The sequence below is a fragment of the Nostoc sp. DSM 114160 genome (assembly GCF_053470305.1).
Genome location: NZ_JBPFGO010000004.1, coordinates 227671 through 246036, shown reverse-complemented (window position 1 = coordinate 246036; position 18366 = coordinate 227671). Strand labels below are relative to the sequence as shown.

General features: G+C 40.1%; 19 protein-coding genes. 7 read left to right on the top strand and 12 right to left on the bottom strand.

Annotated features, from left to right (window positions below; genetic code table 11):
• Nucleotides 1–31: 31 nt before the first annotated feature.
• Entirely contained in the window at nt 32–1351 is a 1320-nt protein-coding gene (locus NSTCB13_RS32950; RefSeq protein ID WP_448275231.1) for an acetyl ornithine aminotransferase family protein, read from the bottom strand.
• 334 nt (nt 1352–1685) lie between these two features.
• On the opposite strand from NSTCB13_RS32950, the gene NSTCB13_RS32945 reads away from it, so the two are divergent.
• Complete coding sequence (locus NSTCB13_RS32945) at nt 1686–2162, top strand: serine/threonine protein kinase (RefSeq protein ID WP_448275229.1); 477 nt, start codon at nt 1686–1688, stop codon at nt 2160–2162.
• Here the strand turns inward: NSTCB13_RS32945 and NSTCB13_RS32940 are convergent.
• Nucleotides 2148–2342, bottom strand: a complete 195-nt coding sequence (locus NSTCB13_RS32940) for a hypothetical protein (protein WP_448275227.1) — start codon at nt 2340–2342, stop codon at nt 2148–2150. The two genes, NSTCB13_RS32945 and NSTCB13_RS32940, sit on opposite strands and share 15 nt — an antisense overlap.
• A 96-nt stretch (nt 2343–2438) precedes the next feature.
• On the opposite strand from NSTCB13_RS32940, the gene NSTCB13_RS32935 reads away from it, so the two are divergent.
• Entirely contained in the window at nt 2439–2579 is a 141-nt protein-coding gene (locus tag NSTCB13_RS32935; protein WP_448267011.1) for a PIN domain-containing protein, read from the top strand.
• 169 nt (nt 2580–2748) lie between these two features.
• Here NSTCB13_RS32935 and NSTCB13_RS32930 read toward each other — a convergent pair whose 3' ends face one another.
• Together NSTCB13_RS32930 and NSTCB13_RS32925 are read right to left on the bottom strand one after the other, a co-directional pair.
• Nucleotides 2749–3315 (bottom strand): DUF2808 domain-containing protein, encoded by a 567-nt coding sequence (locus NSTCB13_RS32930; protein ID WP_448275226.1) that lies wholly within the window; start codon nt 3313–3315, stop codon nt 2749–2751.
• Between the two features lie 28 nt (nt 3316–3343).
• On the bottom strand, nt 3344–3775 hold the full coding sequence (locus tag NSTCB13_RS32925; RefSeq protein ID WP_448275224.1) for a DoxX family protein: 432 nt from the start codon (nt 3773–3775) through the stop codon (nt 3344–3346).
• A 914-nt stretch (nt 3776–4689) separates the two neighbouring features.
• On the opposite strand from NSTCB13_RS32925, the gene NSTCB13_RS32920 reads away from it, so the two are divergent.
• Nucleotides 4690–5520, top strand: coding sequence for a lectin OAA family protein (locus NSTCB13_RS32920; protein ID WP_448275223.1), 831 nt, complete (start codon nt 4690–4692; stop codon nt 5518–5520).
• Between the two features lie 87 nt (nt 5521–5607).
• On the opposite strand, the gene NSTCB13_RS32915 is transcribed toward NSTCB13_RS32920, so the two are convergent.
• Nucleotides 5608–5973, bottom strand: a complete 366-nt coding sequence (locus NSTCB13_RS32915) for a Spx/MgsR family RNA polymerase-binding regulatory protein (RefSeq protein WP_448275221.1) — start codon at nt 5971–5973, stop codon at nt 5608–5610.
• A 208-nt stretch (nt 5974–6181) separates the two neighbouring features.
• On the opposite strand from NSTCB13_RS32915, the gene NSTCB13_RS32910 reads away from it, so the two are divergent.
• Entirely contained in the window at nt 6182–8353 is a 2172-nt protein-coding gene (locus NSTCB13_RS32910) for a DEAD/DEAH box helicase (protein ID WP_448275219.1), read from the top strand.
• 99 nt (nt 8354–8452) lie between these two features.
• On the opposite strand, the gene NSTCB13_RS32905 is transcribed toward NSTCB13_RS32910, so the two are convergent.
• The 4 genes from NSTCB13_RS32905 to NSTCB13_RS32890 all read right to left on the bottom strand — a co-directional run bounded on the left by NSTCB13_RS32905 (nt 8453) and on the right by NSTCB13_RS32890 (nt 14212).
• Nucleotides 8453–11146, bottom strand: coding sequence for a PAS domain S-box protein (locus NSTCB13_RS32905; protein WP_448275218.1), 2694 nt, complete (start codon nt 11144–11146; stop codon nt 8453–8455).
• 478 nt (nt 11147–11624) lie between these two features.
• The gene (locus NSTCB13_RS32900) at nt 11625–12806 is read right to left on the bottom strand and encodes a DNA double-strand break repair nuclease NurA (protein ID WP_448275216.1); all 1182 of its coding nucleotides are present in this window, start codon (nt 12804–12806) and stop codon (nt 11625–11627) included.
• Nucleotides 12807–13089: 283 nt separating this feature from the next.
• The gene (locus NSTCB13_RS32895) at nt 13090–13875 is read right to left on the bottom strand and encodes an HAD family hydrolase (RefSeq protein WP_448275215.1); all 786 of its coding nucleotides are present in this window, start codon (nt 13873–13875) and stop codon (nt 13090–13092) included.
• A gap of 136 nt (nt 13876–14011) precedes the next feature.
• Nucleotides 14012–14212 (bottom strand): Rieske 2Fe-2S domain-containing protein, encoded by a 201-nt coding sequence (locus NSTCB13_RS32890; protein WP_448275869.1) that lies wholly within the window; start codon nt 14210–14212, stop codon nt 14012–14014.
• 98 nt (nt 14213–14310) lie between these two features.
• Here NSTCB13_RS32890 and NSTCB13_RS32885 point away from each other — a divergent pair, with 98 nt between their 5' ends.
• Both NSTCB13_RS32885 and NSTCB13_RS32880 read left to right on the top strand, forming a co-directional pair.
• The gene (locus NSTCB13_RS32885) at nt 14311–14448 is read left to right on the top strand and encodes a hypothetical protein (protein WP_448275213.1); all 138 of its coding nucleotides are present in this window, start codon (nt 14311–14313) and stop codon (nt 14446–14448) included.
• A 336-nt stretch (nt 14449–14784) separates the two neighbouring features.
• Nucleotides 14785–15120 carry a hypothetical protein gene (locus NSTCB13_RS32880; protein WP_322693734.1) on the top strand — a complete coding sequence of 112 codons (336 nt, stop codon included), beginning with the start codon at nt 14785–14787 and terminating at the stop codon, nt 15118–15120.
• 694 nt (nt 15121–15814) lie between these two features.
• On the opposite strand, the gene NSTCB13_RS32875 is transcribed toward NSTCB13_RS32880, so the two are convergent.
• The 3 genes from NSTCB13_RS32875 to NSTCB13_RS32865 form a co-directional block, all read right to left on the bottom strand.
• Nucleotides 15815–16039, bottom strand: a complete 225-nt coding sequence (locus NSTCB13_RS32875; protein WP_445631757.1) for a hypothetical protein — start codon at nt 16037–16039, stop codon at nt 15815–15817.
• Between the two features lie 229 nt (nt 16040–16268).
• Nucleotides 16269–16565 (bottom strand): RtcB family protein, encoded by a 297-nt coding sequence (locus tag NSTCB13_RS32870; RefSeq protein WP_448275211.1) that lies wholly within the window; start codon nt 16563–16565, stop codon nt 16269–16271.
• Nucleotides 16534–17709, bottom strand: a complete 1176-nt coding sequence (locus NSTCB13_RS32865) for an RtcB family protein (RefSeq protein WP_448275209.1) — start codon at nt 17707–17709, stop codon at nt 16534–16536. The genes NSTCB13_RS32870 and NSTCB13_RS32865 overlap by 32 nt, the downstream gene beginning before the upstream one ends.
• Nucleotides 17710–18128: 419 nt before the next feature.
• Between NSTCB13_RS32865 and NSTCB13_RS32860 the strand changes: the two genes are divergently transcribed.
• Nucleotides 18129–18323, top strand: coding sequence for a heavy-metal-associated domain-containing protein (locus NSTCB13_RS32860; RefSeq protein ID WP_094350009.1), 195 nt, complete (start codon nt 18129–18131; stop codon nt 18321–18323).
• Nucleotides 18324–18366: the final 43 nt, after the last annotated feature.

Here is an 18366-nt window from a genome sequence, read left to right as displayed (position 1 = left end):
GTGTTCCCCTACTCCTCATCTCCCTGATATTTTAAGAACTTAAAATCTCACTGATAATCTGAAGGGCTATCTGAATTTGGTCGCTGTCGATAACTAGAGGGGGACAGAAACGAATTGCTGCTTTACCGCAACCTAGCAATAATAAACCGCGTAAGAAAGATTCTTGGATAATGCGATCGCGCAATTTATGATCGAGATTACCCTGTTCATCCAATAAATCTACCGCTACCATTAAACCTTTACCTCGTGGCGGCGATACTCTGGGAAATCTTTGATGCAACTGGGTAAGACTAGCTTGTAAGAATTCTCCCATCTGGGTAGCGTTGGTCATCAAACCACTTTCTAGCAATCGCAGTGTGGCAATACCAGCAGCACAAGCTACGGGATTACCGCCAAATGTTGTAGCGTGAGAACCAGGAGGCCAAGTCATTAACTCTGGTCTAGCAAGTATCGCTCCTAATGGCATACCACTGGCGATACCTTTAGCAGTAGTAATGATATCAGGCATGACATCCCAATGCTCGATCGCAAATAAGCGACCAGTCCGCCCCATTCCTGCTTGTACTTCATCCACTACCATCAGAATACCGTGGCGATCGCATATCTCTCGAATCCGCTGTAAGAAACCATCTTCGGGTACGATATATCCACCTTCTCCTTGAATCGGTTCGACGACGATCGCCGCTACTTCTTGCGGTGGTAAAATCGTGGTAAATAGCTGTTGTTCTAAGTAATCTAAGCTAGCGTGAGTGCCATAAGGAATATGAGTTACCCCAGGAACTAAAGGCCCAAAGTTAGCTCGCTGCACTGCTTTGGAACCAGTCAGAGACATCGCTCCATAAGTGCGTCCGTGAAATGCCCCTAAGAAGGCTACGATTAGCGATCGCTTGGTGTAATATCGAGCTAGTTTGATTGCTCCTTCGTTCGATTCTGCCCCGGAATTGGTGAAAAATATCTTTGCAGGAAACCCAGTATCACTCTGTGGGTGGGGAAAGGGAGCGCGAATTGCTAATTGTTCTGCTAGTTCCACCATTGGCTGATAATAAAAATCTGTGCCTGACATGTGCAGCAGTTGCGCCGACTGTTCTTGAATTGCCTTGACAACTTCTGGGTGAGCGTGTCCAGTGGCGGTAACGGCAATACCTGCGGTCATATCCAGAAATACATTGCCATCCACATCTTCTACCATGCAGCCCTGACCGCGAGATACTACTAACGGATAATCGCGGGTGTAAGAAGGAGAAGTTACGGCGCGATCGCGTTGTACAATTGCTTGAGCGCGAGGCCCAGGTAAGGAAGTTACTAGATGGGGTATACGAGGTAAATTTAGGTTAATAGGAATACTTAACATAATATTTTTCTATTTAAAGATTACTGATGATTAAACGCTAAAGCTTGATTGCCGACAGTAGCATTTGATTCTATTACTGTAAGAATTACGCATTTACCGAAAAATTAGAGTATGCGTTAGCAATCGTGAAAAATTACAAATACTTTTTCCTGAATCATTAGAGGTATTTAACGAAAAAGCTTCATAGTAAAGACTTTCGTATTTTTTTTAAACTCTTGCCCGCTTTTATAACACACATTTTCCAGGTGCGTAATCGTAACCCGCCGTAGGCATCGCATCCACAGGAGAATGGCTATATGCAAAAATTAATATAACTCTCTGAGATAATCAACCAATGACTTGGGCATCTGGACACAAGTTACACCGCGATCGGTATGAAATTAAACAAGAGTTAGGACAGGGGAACTTCGCTATTACTTATCTTGCTGAGGATCGGGATGGCAAGAATGTTGTGATTAAAACATTGAATTCCAATTTGCTGAATCAATTAAGTAACGAAGACCGCGATCGCTTAAAATCAGGTTTTGCTGATGAATCCCGCAAACTAGCAATATGCATACATCCGAATATTGTCCAAGTCATTGATACCTTCGAGTCAGGTGATTTAAAATGCATGGTCATGGAGTATATTCAAGGAGATAATTTAGCTAAGATTGTCCAACCGCGAGGATTTTTCCCTGAAAAAGAGGCTTTAGATTACATCCAACAAATTGGAAAAGCACTCATAAACCAGCACCCCCGACACAACAAACCCCATCGTCTTCCACTCAACCACAAAATAGGTAGTAGGCCACGTCTACGCAAAAGTTAGTTTTGAAGTCACATTTGTTGCTTTTGCGACTCCAAAAGTTAGTTTTAAAGTCACATTTGTTGCTTTTGCGACTCCAAAAGTTAGTTTTGAAGTCATATTTGTTGCTTTTGCGACTCCAAAAGTTAGTTTTAAAGTCGCATTTGTTGCTTTTGCGACTCCAATAGTTAGTTTTAAAGTCACATTTGTTGCTTTTGCGACTCCAAAAGTTATTTTAGCAATAGCCAGAAAACCTCAATCTTCGTCTCTGCGCCTCTGCGTGAGCGTAATACAACTAAATTGAATACCATAGGCATTAGTGAAAATGACCTCTGGATAGCTGCTACAGTTTTACGTCATTCATTGACTCTTGTTTCATCTGATAGCGACTTTGAGCGAATGCGACAAGTCAGAGAAATTTCTTGGGAAAGTTGGGTGTAAATTAACCAAGGTAAAAAAACAGCTAATTTACACCCACTCAATTAAAAACTTTTCCACGCATCTAACAAATATTTCCACACCCATTCCCAACGCCGTACTTGTAGAAAATATTCCCCATACTTCGACTGCGCTCAGTACAAGTTTCCCATTCCCCATTCCCCTATTCCCTCTATGGGAATAACCAACTTCCCCTGTTGCTATAGAACTGAAAGCGTCCAAAGCCAAGAAATTGACCGTGAGATTTTTCACCCACAGGGAATGCTGTAACACCCATTAGGTAGACACCAGAAAAGCTGGGATTACTCACAGGACGGAGGGCGATTGTAATTGTCTGTCCTGGAGTCACAGGTGGATCGAAGATTACAGAAACAGTGCGTATCTTGCTCTCGTTTATGACTGAACCTAGATGCAGTTGCGTTTCTTTGCGATCGCGTGTGCCGACAAATGCACGGGTATCATCAAGATTGTAGCGGATGTTTTCTGAGCCTTCTTTTTGGGCGATCGATACCTTCTGAAGCGATTCTCCAGCATTTTCCGGCAGATTGATAGTGAAATAGTAAGTTGCGCCCCAAACATTCACCTCTTTGTAAGTAGTTGTCGCCTTAACAAGTGTCGGCGGTTGGACAAAATAGACCAAGCCATCTCTAAGCTGCACAGCTTGAGTCACCGGAAGCGTAACTTCTCCAATACCTATTGCTATCGAGAGTGTTATTCCAAATAAAGTTGTGAGGCGCATGATTCAGATATAAAAAACGCACTTATTCTCATTCTAGTTCTTTGGGAATCAGTGACTTAGGAACGATCGAAGCTTGTTTTTCCCCAAAGGAAGATTTTGTATACCACCAAGCCCAAGCAATTAAAACAGCTTGCAAGGGAAGTCTAACTACGTGTACCCAAGGTGAGTTTGGTATATGTTCAATCTTAATCAGATTAGCTGCCATGTAAATATTCGCTGGGTAAACAGCAATAAAAAGAGCAAGAAGCCCCCAAGCAGCAGCTTGACTTACAGGCGGAACTAATAACCCGATACCACCCAAAATTTCATAAAAGCCACTGAGATAAACTAATCCTAAAGGATAAGGTAGTTGTGGCGGCACAATTTTGACATATTCTTGTGGAACAAGAAAGTGTGTTATCCCAACCACAATGATGGATATAGCAAGGATGACACGTAATGTTTCTTTATGCTTATTCATGGTTTTTGCCTCTATATATACTTGCCCCTATTACTTCAGTTTGACTGATGGATGTTAATCTGCATTGAGTCAATAGGAGTAAAAATCAACAAAATTTTCCCAAGTATTTACAAGAAAGGCAGAGGGCAGAGGGCAGAAGGCAGAAGTTCAGGAGTATCAATTAAAACTAAAGTTGCAGGGTATAAAGCCCAGTTAAAACTGATAATTATACTGAGACTGCTTGCAGCGAGGTATAAAACGTCCTTGTTTCAATCCCACTCTTTTAAGGGTGGGTTGCCTTCTGCCTTCTGCCTCCTGCCTCCTGCCTTCTGCCTTCTGCCTTCTGAACAAAACGGCATTGCTGAGTAAAAAAGCAATAATTGCACTCAGCACGGGCTAAACCTAGCTATCTGCTAACGGAATTCACAATTGGGCACTCTTGAAAAAAGTGATTGCAACTATAAATAAAACTGATGCACCGGACTGTACTAAAGGATTTATTAACTATGCCACGGCTCGATTAGTAAAGCAAAACAACATTTTTATCAAAAATTTTCTTAACTACGCTTGCAATTTTAACTACTCTTGTACTAGTATAACTACGACAGCCCAAAACAGTAACATTTGCTGCTTAACAATACTTTTGCCAAAATAGCCTAAGACAAGCGCTTGCTTGAATATGAGGCAGAAACTATAATCTGCACTCAGGCTTACACGACAGTTAAAACTACTTCTGTAAAACCATACAGAACAGAATTTTCTTGACGAAATTTTTTGTTACATGGTAGAAAGAAGCATTTAAAATCTTAGGTTTGTTCGATGTCAAGCCTCGTAATTTGGCAAAGGTATTGTTAATTGTGCGTAATTTTTTCCAAATCAAATTGGATTGCTACAGATTCACTTTGACAAAACAATCAAAATTTTGGAGGAAAACAATGACAGCTACAACAACTACTAATGCTAATAATCTATACAATGTACAAAATCAGTGGGGTGGTGCCTCTGCTCCGTGGAATCCTGGTGGAGTATGGGTAATTGGAGCTAGAGCAGATCAGCGCATTGTCGAACTCAAAGTTTCATCCAATGACAACGGTAAGACACTTACTGGAACCACAACATATTCTGGTGAAGGCCCCATCGGTTTTAAAGCTACCTTAACTGGGAGCGACACCTACAACGTAGAAAACCAGTGGGGAGGCTCATCTGCTCCGTGGAATCCCGGCGGCACTTGGGTACTCGGCTCGCGGGGAAACCAAAATGTTGTTGCGATTGATATTACATCAAGCGACGGCGGTAAAACCCTGACTGGAACTATCACTTATGCTGGTGAAGGCCCCATCGGTTTTAAGAGTGCTGCTGTTGATGGCCGTGTCTATAATGTGGAAAACCAGTGGGGAGGCTCATCTGCTCCGTGGAATCCCGGCGGGGCTTGGGTACTTGGCTCTCGCGCCAATCAAAATGTTGTTGCGATCGATATTACATCGAACGATGGCGGTAAAACCTTAACTGGAACTATCACATATTCTGGTGAAGGCCCCATCGGCTTTAAAGGTAACATTGTTGGCAGCAACAACTACACAGTAGAAAACCAGTGGGGTGGTAATACAGCGCCGTGGAATCCTGGTGGGACTTGGATAATCGGTAGTCGTGTGGAACAGAATGTAGTGGCGCTCAACCTCACATCTAGTGATGGTGGGAAGACCCTAACTGGAACCACGACCTATGCTGGTGAAGGGCCTATCGGCTTCCGATCGCACCAAATCTAAAAAGGCGATCGCCCTATACCCGTTCTCGGTTCAGTATTTACTTAACCGCATCCCTGACCCCCCTGCCCACTGTTTCGTGGCAGGGGGTTATGATGTTGAAGCTAAATCTAATTTTTCTCGAACTATTTCCTCATCTCTAAAGCCGACCAACACAGCTGTTCCATCTTTGACGAAAAGTGGACGTTTGAGCAGCATTGCATCGCGAGTGAATGCATCAACCCACTGTTCATCAGCCCAAGTCTTCTTTTCATCTCCTAAAGCGCGGTAGGATTGACCAGAGGTGTTTCGCATGGGAGCAAAACCCAAAGACTTTACCCAGTTTTGAATCATCTCACGAGTCGGCGGAGTATCTTTGGTGTTGATAAATTCATGGTCAATGTTGTTGTGTTGGAGCCACGTCAAAGCTTTTTTGCAAGTGCTGCAATTGGGAATTCCGTAGACTTGAATAGACATAAAATAATTAAAACAATCTTCATATATGACATATTAGGTGGAATTTCTGCCATCAATGCTCTTGTCGTTGAATCTCTACGGCAGAAATTTAAGAGTAGCGATCGCTTTTAGCAATCGGTAATTCCAAGCATGGAACTCGTCGATCCATGATTCGAGGATTCTGAAATACCAAGGAGTAGTTTTACTAACACTTTTATCCATAAAAAATATGAGCGATGCCTTTCGCCGACTTGCACCCTTCATCCAAGAATATATTTATCATCACCAGTGGACTGAATTACGACCAGTTCAAATTGCCGCTTGTCAAGTTATATTCGACACTGATGCTCACTTGCTAGTTACTGCTGCAACTGCTGCGGGTAAAACAGAAGCAGCTTTTCTACCAGTTTTGACTCTATTACATACCAACCCTGTTGCCACAATTGGCGCATTATATATTAGTCCAATTAAAGCTTTAATTAACGATCAATTTGAGCGTCTTAATGATTTACTAAAAGAAGCAGATATTCCAGTTTGGCACTGGCATGGCGATGTTTCGCAAACTAGAAAAAACAAGCTTTTAAAGAATCCTCAAGGGATTCTGCAAATTACTCCAGAATCTCTGGAAAGTTTGCTAATTAATAAAAATAACGACTTACTTCGCTTATTTGGTGATTTAAAATTTGTCATCATTGATGAAATTCACGCCTTTATGGGTTCAGAACGCGGTTGTCAAATTATTTGCCAATTACAACGTTTAGCAAAGTTGACGCAAAAACAACCGCGTCGTATTGGTTTATCGGCAACTCTTGGGAATTACTCAATAGCGGAAAATTGGCTGCGATCGGGAACAGATAAACCAGTAATTACACCAAAAATTGATGGTATAAAACGCCAGATAAAACTAGCTGTAGAACATTTTTATATTACTGATGAAGTAGATGAATCAGAAGCGACAGCAGATGAACAATATATTTTCAACCTCAGCAAGTCTCGCAAATGCCTGATATTTGCTAATAATCGCACACGTACCGAATCTGTAATTGCATCTTTGCGACAAATTGCCACAGAACAAGGACTACCAGATATATATCATGTGCATCATGGGAGTATATCTGCTAGCTTACGGCAAGCTGCTGAAAATGCGATGCGTGAACCCAACAATCCAGCCGTTACCGCCGCCACTCTGACTCTAGAATTAGGCATAGATATCGGTCATTTAGAGCGAGTGATTCAGTTAGAATCACCCTTGTCTGTAGCTAGCTTTTTACAACGCTTGGGACGAAGTGGTAGAAGAGGAGAAGCTGCTGATATGCGTTTTGTCTGCGCCGAAGATAAGCCATTAGCAGAAGCTTCTCTACCAGAACAAATCCCCTGGCAACTTTTACAGTGTATTGCGATAATTCAACTTTATTTAGAGGAACAATGGATTGAACCAATTAGACCAATTAAATATCCTTTGAGTTTGCTTTATCACCAAACTATGAGTATTTTAACAGCAGCAGGGGAAATTTCAGCTAATGCTCTAGCTAAACAAATTTTTAATCTGTCGCCCTTTACTGCTATTTTAAAAGAAGATTTTCAACTATTATTACGTTATTTAATTGATATTGGTCATATTCAGCAGACTGAACAAGGTAAATTAATCCTGGGTTTGGCAGGAGAAAAGGTGGTGAGAAAATTTCAGTTTTATGCTGTCTTTGCTGAACAGCAAGAATATATTGTTAAGCAAGGTACAACAGAAATTGGCAGTATTGTCACACCGCTTCCTGTTGGTAATCAATTTGCTTTAGCTGGCAGAAGTTGGGAAGTCGTAGAAGTTGACTTTAAAAAAAAGGCTATTTTTGTTAAACAAGCTGAGGGAAAATCTAGTATTTATTGGCGTGGCGGTGGTGGGACTATTCATACCAAAGTTTTACAACGAATGCAGCAAATATTATTTGAGAATATCCAGTATAGTTACTTACAAAAAAATGCTTGGAAACGGTTATGTCAAGTTCGCCAAATGGCGCAGCAAGTTGGATTAGATCGGCAGAATATTTTGCAATTAGAAAAAGGTAAATGCTGTATTTTTCCTTGGATGGGTACGGTTGCTTATCGCACCTTAGAAAGATTACTCAATTCATACTGTCGGGAATCGTTGGAAATTACAAGTATTGGCGGAGTAAATCCCTATTATTTGACAATTAAATTAGGCAAGGATAAATTTAAATATCTTTATCGTGAAATTAGTTCATTATGCGAACAAAGAATTATTCCAGAAGATTTAGTCAGTAGCTCAGAAGCACCGGAAATTCAAAAATATGATGCTTTTATTCCTCATTCACTTTTACGAAAAGCTTTTGCTAATGATTATTTGGATATGAATGAACTCAAAAAACAAGTGAAGTTGTGGGGATAAAAAGATAATTCGGAATGATTTCAACAAATTAACTATTTTTTAATTAATTTGTGGAGCGATCGCAAATCATAATTTAAGATTTTTCAGTCTTCAAAAGTTTTAAATTGGAATTTGAATCCAGAATTCTGTGCCTTGTCCTGGTTCTGAGAGACAATTCAAAATTCCACCATGTTTTTCTACTATAATTTGGTAGCTAATTGACAATCCTAAACCTGTTCCCTTACCTACCTGTTTTGTGGTAAAAAATGGATCGAATAACCGCTTTTTAATATCTTCTACCATTCCTAATCCGTTGTCAGCAATTCGGATGACAACAAATTTACTCTCTAAAATTTCAGTACGAATTACAATTTGCGGTTTATAATTTGTTTTTATCTTGACCATTGACTCTTCTAAGGCATCGATCGCATTAGTTAAAATATTCATAAACACTTGATTTAACTGCCCAGCATAACAATCAACTAGAGGCAAATTCCCATATTCTTTAATTATAGATATATCCAAGCCAATTCCATTGTTTTTCCACCGATGATGCAAAATTAATAAGGTATTTTCAATTCCTTCATGAATGTCAACTAATTTTTTATCTGCTTCATCATGACGAGAAAAATTTCGCAATCCTAAAACAATTTCACGAATACGATTAGTACCCATATTCATCGATGATAGGAGTTGAGAAAGGTCATTGGTAAGGAATTCCAAATCAATTTTTTTAGCGAAGTTTTCAATTTCTACTTCCGGTTGGGGATAATGTTGCTGATAAAGGTGCAACAGAGTTAACATCTCTTGAAAGTATTCGTTAGCAAAGGTTAAGTTACCATGAATAAAATTAACTGGATTGTTGATTTCATGAGCAACTCCAGCGACTAATTGTCCTAAGCTAGACATTTTTTCATTTTGGATCAGTTGAGATTGAGTTTGTTGCAATTTATGCAAGGTTTCGGTGAGTTTTTCAGCTTGAGTTTGAGCTTCTAAAGTAGCAGTGCGACTTTGGATATAAAGTTGTGCATGATCGATAGCGATCGCTAGTTGATCGCAAACAGCTTGTAGTAGGCTAATTTCACTGTTATTCCAAATGCGATCGCCACTGCAATGACTGCACACAATCGCTCCAATCTCTCCAGAATTACTTTTAACTGGTAGCATTAGTTGAGATGTAATCCCAAACTCAGTTAAAAGTTCTTGCATATCATAATCAAGTGGTGATTTACTATTAATATTTTCTATACAAATTAGTTCTTGAGAGAGAAGGGTTTGAGTCAAAAAATTACTTTTTTGCAGTGGAATACTGCCTAACATACTTGTCAAGTTAGGGTTTCGCGCTTCATAGGTAATAGTCAGGCTTGGTTGAGATGGGTGCGGTAAATAAGAAAGAAAGTAGCAACGGTCAATTTGTAATAAGCTGCGAATTTCGTTCACAGCTGTTTCTAAGATCATATCTAGGTTAAGAGAACTGCGGATTTGGCTAGCTAAACGCAGTAATAAGGCTTCCCGACGGCTGAGGAGTTCTTCTCGCGCCCAGATTCGGTCAATAGCTACAGCAATATTATTAGCAATCCAATTTAATAAGTTATGAGTTGGTTCGGTAAATAATTGCTTGCTGAATAAAGCAATGATGCCGATTAATTGCTGCTCTACTATCAGAGGATAAGCGGAAAATCGAGAAATTGAAAATGTAGACTCTATAAGCTTTACTGAATTACTAATTGATAATTCTTGATTAAAAATAGCTTGATGGTTTTGAATCATTAAGCCAATAGTATTATTAACTAAAGCGATATGATCTGGGAAATCTTGAGTATCGCTCAAAGCACTACAAGTAATCTCTGTGCAATGAACGCCAGCTTGCAATTGTAGCTGGTTTGTCTGGCGTTCAAATGTCCAGATACAAACGAAGCCGATATCAAGGTATTGGGAAATAGTATTTGTACAATTTTGCAGAATTTCTGGAAGTGTGCCACTTTGAGATAAGGCTAAACTGACTTCTGCACTCAAAACTGACAAGCGCGATCGCTCCAATAAAGCTAACTCTGAAAGCTTACGCTGTGTAATATCTGTACGAATTGATACATATTGATAGGGCTTTCCATCTTGTCCCAACATTGGGGCGATCAAAGTATCAACCCAATAAAAAGTTCCATCCTTGGCTTTATTTTGAATTTCTCCCTTCCATATTTTTCCTTGAGCAATAGTTTTCCATAAATTTGCAAAAAATTCTTTTGTGTGGTGTCCAGAATTGATAATCCGATGATCTTGCCCTAGAAGTTCTTCTGAAGAATATTTAGAAACTTCACAAAATAGGTCATTGACATAGGTTATTTTTCCAGATTTATCAGTAATAGCTACCAGGGAATGAGCATTTAAGGCAAATTTAAAAGCTTCTAATTCTTTGATAGATTTTTGTAGCGCTATCTCATTCTCTTTATTAAGAGTTATGTCACGAGCTACTGCATAAATCAACTTTTCTTCACTGAAACTAGTTGCATTCCATGACAGCCATTTGTAAGAACCATCCTGACAAAGATAGCGGTTTTCAAAGCTAACTGCATCTACAGATTGTGCAATTTTTTCAGCTGCAACAATAGTGGATTCACGGTCTTCAGGATGAACAAATTCGATAAAGGGTTGAGCAACAAGTTCCGGAATTGACCAACCTAATATTTTTGTCCATACCGGATTTAAATACTTAAAATAACCATCAAAGTTAGCAATACACAATAAATCTAAAGAAATTGAAAAAAAACGGGAGTATTTTTCTTCAGATTTGTTGAACTCATATTTAACTAGTTTCATCAGCTTTTTAGGTATGAATCTTTTTTGAAAAAGGTTAAATCAGTTAATACGTTTATTTATTGAAGTTTAATTACCATTTTGATGTCATCTATCAACCCAGGAACTCACGTAATGCCAGTTCTAACCAAGACTGTTGAGCTTACCAATAAAAACGTAATTAACTTGATGTAGAGCCAATAAGTATCTAGTAGTTTCTACTGAGGAAACTAGCTAGTTATTGAGTTAATTCTCTACTAAATAAAGGTTTCCCTAAAAAGCTGTAAAGTAAACATTTAGATTTTAAATTTAAAATAAGAAGTGTTACGTAAACTGAATTCATCAGAACTTTTATCTGTAATTGTCCTTAAGTAGCTAAGGTATTAGTACCGCAAAGCGTAATTTGTAGTTAAGAATTCAATTACGAATTATGAATTACGTTAACCCAGCGTTAGCGTTAGCGAGTATTCGAGCGTCCGCAGGAGCGTGATTACAAATTATTTTAAGCAATACTCCCGCGCTTTCTGGCTTCTTTGTAGGAAGTTCCCACGTTTTTCAAACCAGCTTTAATCATTTGTTGTTCAAGTAGAGCAAAGAAACGCGCTTTATCGCCACCTTTTACTACTGCTTGATTATGCGCTTCGGCGAGCGCTACAGGATAACCATATCCTTTTTGCACTTGTGCTAACATCAGTCCTAGTGCTTGGTCTAACATGGTTGCATTCTCGGCTACCCATACCGGAACTTCGATGCGGGCGATTTCGGTGCCAACGTGGACATAGCAAAAGTAAATTGTTTGATCGCCATAAAGTTCCAAAATGGGGGAATTGCTGCGCCACAAGGTACTGCGTTGTCCCCCTGGTTTGAGTCGGTTTGCCCAAACAGAAGTATCTCGCAACTGTTCAAAAATTTTACAAGGTACTTTTTCTAGTTGATTTGGGCAATGACTTTTACAGTCTGGCGCTGGATGGGGACAAGCTAATAACCGTAAAAAGTTCATTGTTTCGATGCTGCGAGAGGCGCTAAGATAACCCATTAAAGGAATTCCAGCATCACGCATCTGCTGCCAAGCTTCTAGGATGGGGGGTAAAATGCGATCGCGTGCATCCATCGGCAATTGTTCTAAAAACCAGTAAATTAGCGAACCATCTACCATCGCTAGCGCTGGCGTTTCCGCTTGTGCTGCACTACACGCAAGTTCTGCTAACACCGTTGTTTCGGAAGCAGTACGGCGAAAACTCATCCATTCCTCGGTTCTAATTCCCCATTGCCGAGACATATATAAATCTTCTGGGCGATAAAATACTTCTGGCAAACTATCGAGTAATGGATGGCGATTTTGTCCGTAGTGCAAGACGACTCTGCCAATATTTAGCAGATAACAGTAAGCAATTTCATGATGGTTGGGGGCAATTTGGGAACCATCGGTAGCGATGACAGTATGAATTTTTGGGGGAACTGGGATATCGATGCAGGTTTCTAGCGGCTCGATTGGGGTAGCATTAGCAAAGAGAATGCGATCGCGCCATTTTTCCTGGCGATCGATTAAATCTTGTTGACACTCGTAAGCATTTTTTAAATGTTGTTGTGCCATTTCTAAACGCTGACGACTGGCAGCAGCTTCTAATGTAAGATGCTGACTTAAACCCTGCATTTGTCGCGCTAGTTTTGTGAGGTCAAGCATAAAAATAAGTGCTAAGTGAGGAATGAATAGTTATGAGTTATTATTTCACCTAAATTTACAAAACACATAGTTTTATTTAATAGATATCTTGCAAAAGTTCCTCACACTTACCCTTTAGTAAGCGGAGGGGAGACAAAGCATAGCTTTGGCGAGGTGAGATTCAAATTTTGTGATTTATGCAAAAGGTTTAATAGACATAACCAGAAATTAAATATGCATTATTCAGAGCTTTTGTAGAGACGTAGCAATTGCTACGTCTCTTTTTTACTAAATGTTTAATAGATTAAAGCCAAGCTGAGAAATCCTTAGTAAACTGAGAAAGTGATAACAATTGAATTCGCGGATCGTTTTGGGCAAATTCCCGTTCTGCTTGGGTATTATAGCCCCAGTCTGCAAGAAAAAGTTTCACATCCTCAAGGTCTGCTTGCTGTTGGACTAACTGTAATGCCTTGAGTCTATCTTCTACAAACCAAAGACTAACTGGCTTATCACCTGCTGACTGGATTAATTCTCGTAAAATTTCATATTTGGGACGCTTGACTTCTTTGCCAAAAATTGCTTCCGGTGGTAAATTCACCCCTTCTTGTTGCAACAACTGTTGCACAAAACGCCCTTCTTTAGTTGTCACAATAAATAGCTTAACTCCACTGTCAACAGTTAATTTGATTTTTTCTACTACACCCGGATAAAATCTATGTAGACTCAGCCAACCACCTAAATCCGTGGTAATCCATTCATCTCGCTGTCGATCTAATTTTGCAGCAATTTCTCTTGCCTGTAGTTTATCATCTAATAAAAGTTGTGGGGCGATATTTGCCCATTCATGAAGAATCTTATTATCAGGAATTCCATCTAACAAAGCTTTAATTAAAACGGGCATTTCCCAACCAGTTTCAATAACAGGGCGTAGACGATAGAATCTTAAAGCTAAATCATCTGGTGGTGTGTCATTAGTAGGAGACCAAATTTCACAGTAGGTGCGCCATGCTACCTCAAAATATTCAATTAGTCCGTCGCAAATCACTCCATCAAAGTCCAGGGCTAAAATTTTGGGACTACTTGCGGTCATTGGTTTGAGAATAAAACTGCTGTTGTCAGCTTACCCGACAAATTTAAATCATGCAGTAATTTTTGTTAGTCTTTTATAATTTATAACTTGCTTAAAAAGTATGGTGGTATTGTTCAATTTGTTTGATAATGCTAGGTTAACGAGGATCTACAGCAGGTTTGCGATCGACTAAACGAATTTGGTTTTGCTTGACTACTACGGTAATTAGTGGTAAAGAACGTTTAGCTGGGCCATGAACAACTCGACCCTGAGAATCGTATTGAGATCCATGACAAGGACAAATAAAGTGATTCTTCTCAAGATCCCACTTGACTGTACATCCTAAATGGGTGCAGATTGGACTGATAGCGTACTCAGCAATTTGCGGCCCGTTTTGAATAATCAGATAATTTTACCAGAATCGGAATTTCTGACTTTGCGGTTGCTAATAGTGCATTGCCTGAATTTGTTTGCCGTCTTCAGCCAGTGCAACCGATCCTGGAAGATAATTTTGACAGCGTGAATACTTGCGATCGAGTGAAGCATTGGGTTTCTAGGTCTATCTCACGACTTTGGCTGACTTTAGTAGAATAATCTTCCATGATGATTGGATTTACCCACAAAGGTTTACTAATATACTACGGTGCGATCGCATTAATATTAATATGTACATTTGTGTTTACTGTAGGTTAATTTTAATAAATTTGATTTTTTAAGAGTTGCGCCTGAACTGTAATTTTTAATTATTATTTATTTCTGGAGTAGGAGGTTATTTATAAACCTCAGAGCTAGGCTATAACCTAAGATATGTTCCTCACAAAATCTATTCAAAATATATTCTTAAACTCTCTCCAGAGAAAGAACTCTTTATACCCTTGATTTTTTAAGCTGTTGTTAGTCGAGTTCCATATTTTAATAACTGAAAGCGCCATGAGTGATAAAAATCAAGAAAATCAAATTAATCAACCAGTAAGCGAAGATCGGGATTCTCGTGAAAAGCCGGATGTGAACGAAAGAAACCTAACCGCGAATCCAGGAGATAGAATTTCTGATAAGCCTCAATCAGTTGAAGAGAAGGCTAAACAGGCAGCTATTGATGATGTACCAGATATTACAGGCGACAAAATCACAGTACCTACTTACTTCGTTGTCGATGAACCCGACGGCGAAAAGAAAGCACTCCATCACGTTAAAGATGCTGAAGAAATTTCCGACGTAATTCGGGAAGCACGAGTTGACGAAAATGGAAATCGAGTTTGGTGGTAGTTGTTTATTAAATACGCACAGAGGCGGAGAAGTTATTAATAAATACTCTCTCCGTTTCTTTGCGTTTCCCACCCACTGTATCTTCTTTTTGCTTGCACAAATTCCTCGTCTGGATAAGCTTCGGCAAATGTCCGCACATACTTAAGGTTGCGAACCGGAATCTCTTCATCTCTGGAAAAGCTTTCTGCGAGTCATCTGTGTCCCCCAACCCGACTACTGTTGCTGATTAGAATATCTCGAAATTATGGTTTCCATGCTCAAAGGCTGCGATGGGAACTCAAATTTACACTTTATCAAAAAGCGATCGCAATAATCCAGATAACTTAAAGTTGTCAGTACTTACACAAAAGCGAGTGCTAAAACTTCAAGATATTTTCATGTAAAATATTTTTTTTCGCCCACAAATTAAAAATTATAAGAAGTCGTCACTTGTACCTTTGACATCAGAGTGTATAGCCTGAATAATATTCTTACGTAAAAATCCATACTTATATAAGACTCATATTTGATTTTTGCTAAATATACTGAGAGCAAAACCCGATCGGGCTTGCTCTCAGTTAGCTTGGCTATTAAAAATCAAATTTGATTGTTATATAAACTGGTATTAATAGGGTTGCATTATGCATTTCTCGAATTCAAAAACCAGCTTAAAAACTCGTCAAAAAAACAAGAAAATAGGTACATTTATTTTGACTCATAGCAACATTGTACTGCTGAGTGCATATTTAATCACTCTACCGATTTGTACATTAATAATTTTATCTTTATTATTACCCTTATTCAGTGCTAGCTTATTCGCTTCCATTGGAAACTCGTACCACTCTACATCGATTCCTTGGATAGATAATGCATCTGAATGCGAACATACTGGCAGAAATTGGAGCGATCGCAAGTGTTGGGATAATGAACACAATCCCATGTTTTGAATGGAGATTGCAAAAAAGCGACGCCGAATAGCCCGTCGTAGATATAGCTCTCATCCATGCCACTGAGTAAATTCCGCTCTAACTCGTCAATTGCAAAATAAGCATCATTAATATGTAATTATTGCATTAATACGGATTTACTATAGCTTCATAGATGCGATTCTGAATGAGGGAATAAAGATGGATACCCCTGGTGTTTACCAGGGGCTTTTTATTTAGCAGCTACGCCTTAAATGTCAACACCGGACTTAATCGCGCTACAACGTCTACCATTTCTGCTTCAACTTGCACATCAATCACAGACTGAATCGGTTTGTAGGCAGCAGGTGCTTCCTCAATTCGGCGTTCTTCACGCAGGGTGATGCAGTCTACTCCGGTTAATCCCAGTTCTGCCTGACTTTGAGATGCACCTTTGCGACTGAGGTCGAAGCGAGAACGAATTCTTCCCGCCCCATGTGACGCCGAATTACAAAATGCTGGATTCCCTTTACCCACCATCAGATAAGAATAAGCACCCATCGAACCAGGGATAATCACTGGTTGTCCAAGATGGGCAGGGACAAGCGCCCTTGCGTGTTACCCATCCCTGACCTTCTGCTAAGGTGATGTTATGGGGCAAGTCATAAACTAAAGGTGCTTCGACATCTTTGTATACTTCTCGCAAACGCAGACGTAGCAATTCTGCTAACAACAGGCGATTGACAAAAGCGTAGTTAGCAGCAGTGGCCTCAGCTTGTAGGTAACTGGCAACTAGTTCAGGATGAGAAGAAGTAGAGAGAGGAAAAATCTGAGAATCAGGGTACTTTAGACCTTTTTGCCAAGTCGCCTTAGCTCGATCTCGCCACATTCCCCCAATATACTTACCCACGTTTCGAGAACCAGAGTGAATCATAAAAGCTAGCTGTCCCTCGCGCACTCCCCAGGCGTGGGCAAGTGGGCGATTTTCAACTTTATCAACCCGTTGCACTTCGACAAAATGATTGCCGCCGCCAATGGTTGCCAGTCCGCCATCGCGTACTAATCCAGCATCGGGAACCAATTCTTCAGGTGCTAGTTTCCATTCACCATCCATTGAACCATCTAAGAAAATGCGATCGCTCTCTTGGGCAAGTTGTTGTAAATCAGATTTGATTACACTCCCTGTAGGCTCGTCTAGCATGGCATCCAGCCAACCGGGAACTCCGTACTGAAATAGCGATCGCATTGCTTGAGCAGTCATTGTCACATCACGCGTACCGAAGAAGTAATCCCCCTTCATCCGTTCTACGAATTGGTCGCGCTTTGCCAGGAATTCCTCAATTGTCAAATCAACAACATGCAGGCGCATCCCACAATTGATGTCAGAACCGACAGCACCAGGAATGACTTGACCCACAGTTTCTACGACTGAACCAATGGCAACACCCGCATCACCTGGGTGAAAGTCAGGCGTAGCACAGGCGCGACAAACGCATCCACCTGACGGGTGACGGACGCTTGCTAAATTTGCTAACTGCTTTAATGCCTTAGCTTCTACGGGGAAGTCTTCTGGCAGCAACACTTCTGCTACAGGGGCATCAGGAGAATTAACTAAACGAACTGAATAAGTGCGATTGTTATAAGTTACATCTAAACCTTGCCGCTCTAAAGCACGCAGGAGACGTTTGAGATTTTTTGGCTGCATGAAAACTCCAAATAAGGTCTTAAAAAAGACCCTTTGTTGTGAAGAGAGGAGGAGACTTGGTTCAGCAGCCGCGTCTCAATTAGTGCAGAAGGTCATTTTTCCAGAACTGTGGGCAAAACAACAAGTTAATTCTGACTAATGTGGTTATATAGCCTTAATAACACACAGTTTCATCAAATGACAAGTGTTTTGTAGTACGTTGTATTTTTGATGGGCAACGGTTACTCAGTCAATCTAAAGCTGTAAAGAAATTTGAAGTTTGGCGAAAAACTTTTAAAAATCTCTAGACTCTCCAGCCGGCTAGAGAGTCTAGGATAAATTTAAGGCGACTCTCTTTCCAGTTATTTCTAATGTGTGAGAGATACGTCTCAATCATCCAGCCCGATCTGGCTAAGTTGTTCATATTATCCCGTAAATCTATGACTCTCCAACTCACAGTTCCCAACATGGCTTGTTCTGCTTGTGCAAGCACCATCACCAAAACACTTCAGGCAGTCGATGCCAATGCTAGCGTTCAAGCCGATCCAACAACCAAGCTTGTCAGTGTTGAAACTCAAGCATCAGAAACAGCAATTAAGGAAGCATTAGCTGCTGCGGGTTATCCAGTTGCTTAATTTTTAGCAAGAAAGGCAGGAGGCAGTGTTTCGACTACGCTCA

Bases quoted from the DNA above. Each gene is read 5' to 3' on its own strand.
- NSTCB13_RS32950 (WP_448275231.1), bottom strand. From the start codon at position 1,351: ATGTTAAGTATTCCTATTAACCTAAATTTACCTCGTATACCCCATCTA.
- NSTCB13_RS32945 (WP_448275229.1), top strand. From the start codon at position 1,686: ATGACTTGGGCATCTGGACACAAGTTACACCGCGATCGGTATGAAATT.
- NSTCB13_RS32930 (WP_448275226.1), bottom strand. From the start codon at position 3,315: ATGCGCCTCACAACTTTATTTGGAATAACACTCTCGATAGCAATAGGT.
- NSTCB13_RS32925 (WP_448275224.1), bottom strand. From the start codon at position 3,775: ATGAATAAGCATAAAGAAACATTACGTGTCATCCTTGCTATATCCATC.
- NSTCB13_RS32920 (WP_448275223.1), top strand. From the start codon at position 4,690: ATGACAGCTACAACAACTACTAATGCTAATAATCTATACAATGTACAA.
- NSTCB13_RS32915 (WP_448275221.1), bottom strand. From the start codon at position 5,973: ATGTCTATTCAAGTCTACGGAATTCCCAATTGCAGCACTTGCAAAAAA.
- NSTCB13_RS32910 (WP_448275219.1), top strand. From the start codon at position 6,182: ATGAGCGATGCCTTTCGCCGACTTGCACCCTTCATCCAAGAATATATT.
- NSTCB13_RS32905 (WP_448275218.1), bottom strand. From the start codon at position 11,146: ATGAAACTAGTTAAATATGAGTTCAACAAATCTGAAGAAAAATACTCC.
- NSTCB13_RS32900 (WP_448275216.1), bottom strand. From the start codon at position 12,806: ATGCTTGACCTCACAAAACTAGCGCGACAAATGCAGGGTTTAAGTCAG.
- NSTCB13_RS32895 (WP_448275215.1), bottom strand. From the start codon at position 13,875: ATGACCGCAAGTAGTCCCAAAATTTTAGCCCTGGACTTTGATGGAGTG.
- NSTCB13_RS32880 (WP_322693734.1), top strand. From the start codon at position 14,785: ATGAGTGATAAAAATCAAGAAAATCAAATTAATCAACCAGTAAGCGAA.
- NSTCB13_RS32875 (WP_445631757.1), bottom strand. From the start codon at position 16,039: ATGGGATTGTGTTCATTATCCCAACACTTGCGATCGCTCCAATTTCTG.
- NSTCB13_RS32870 (WP_448275211.1), bottom strand. From the start codon at position 16,565: ATGGGTGCTTATTCTTATCTGATGGTGGGTAAAGGGAATCCAGCATTT.
- NSTCB13_RS32865 (WP_448275209.1), bottom strand. From the start codon at position 17,709: ATGCAGCCAAAAAATCTCAAACGTCTCCTGCGTGCTTTAGAGCGGCAA.
- NSTCB13_RS32860 (WP_094350009.1), top strand. From the start codon at position 18,129: ATGACTCTCCAACTCACAGTTCCCAACATGGCTTGTTCTGCTTGTGCA.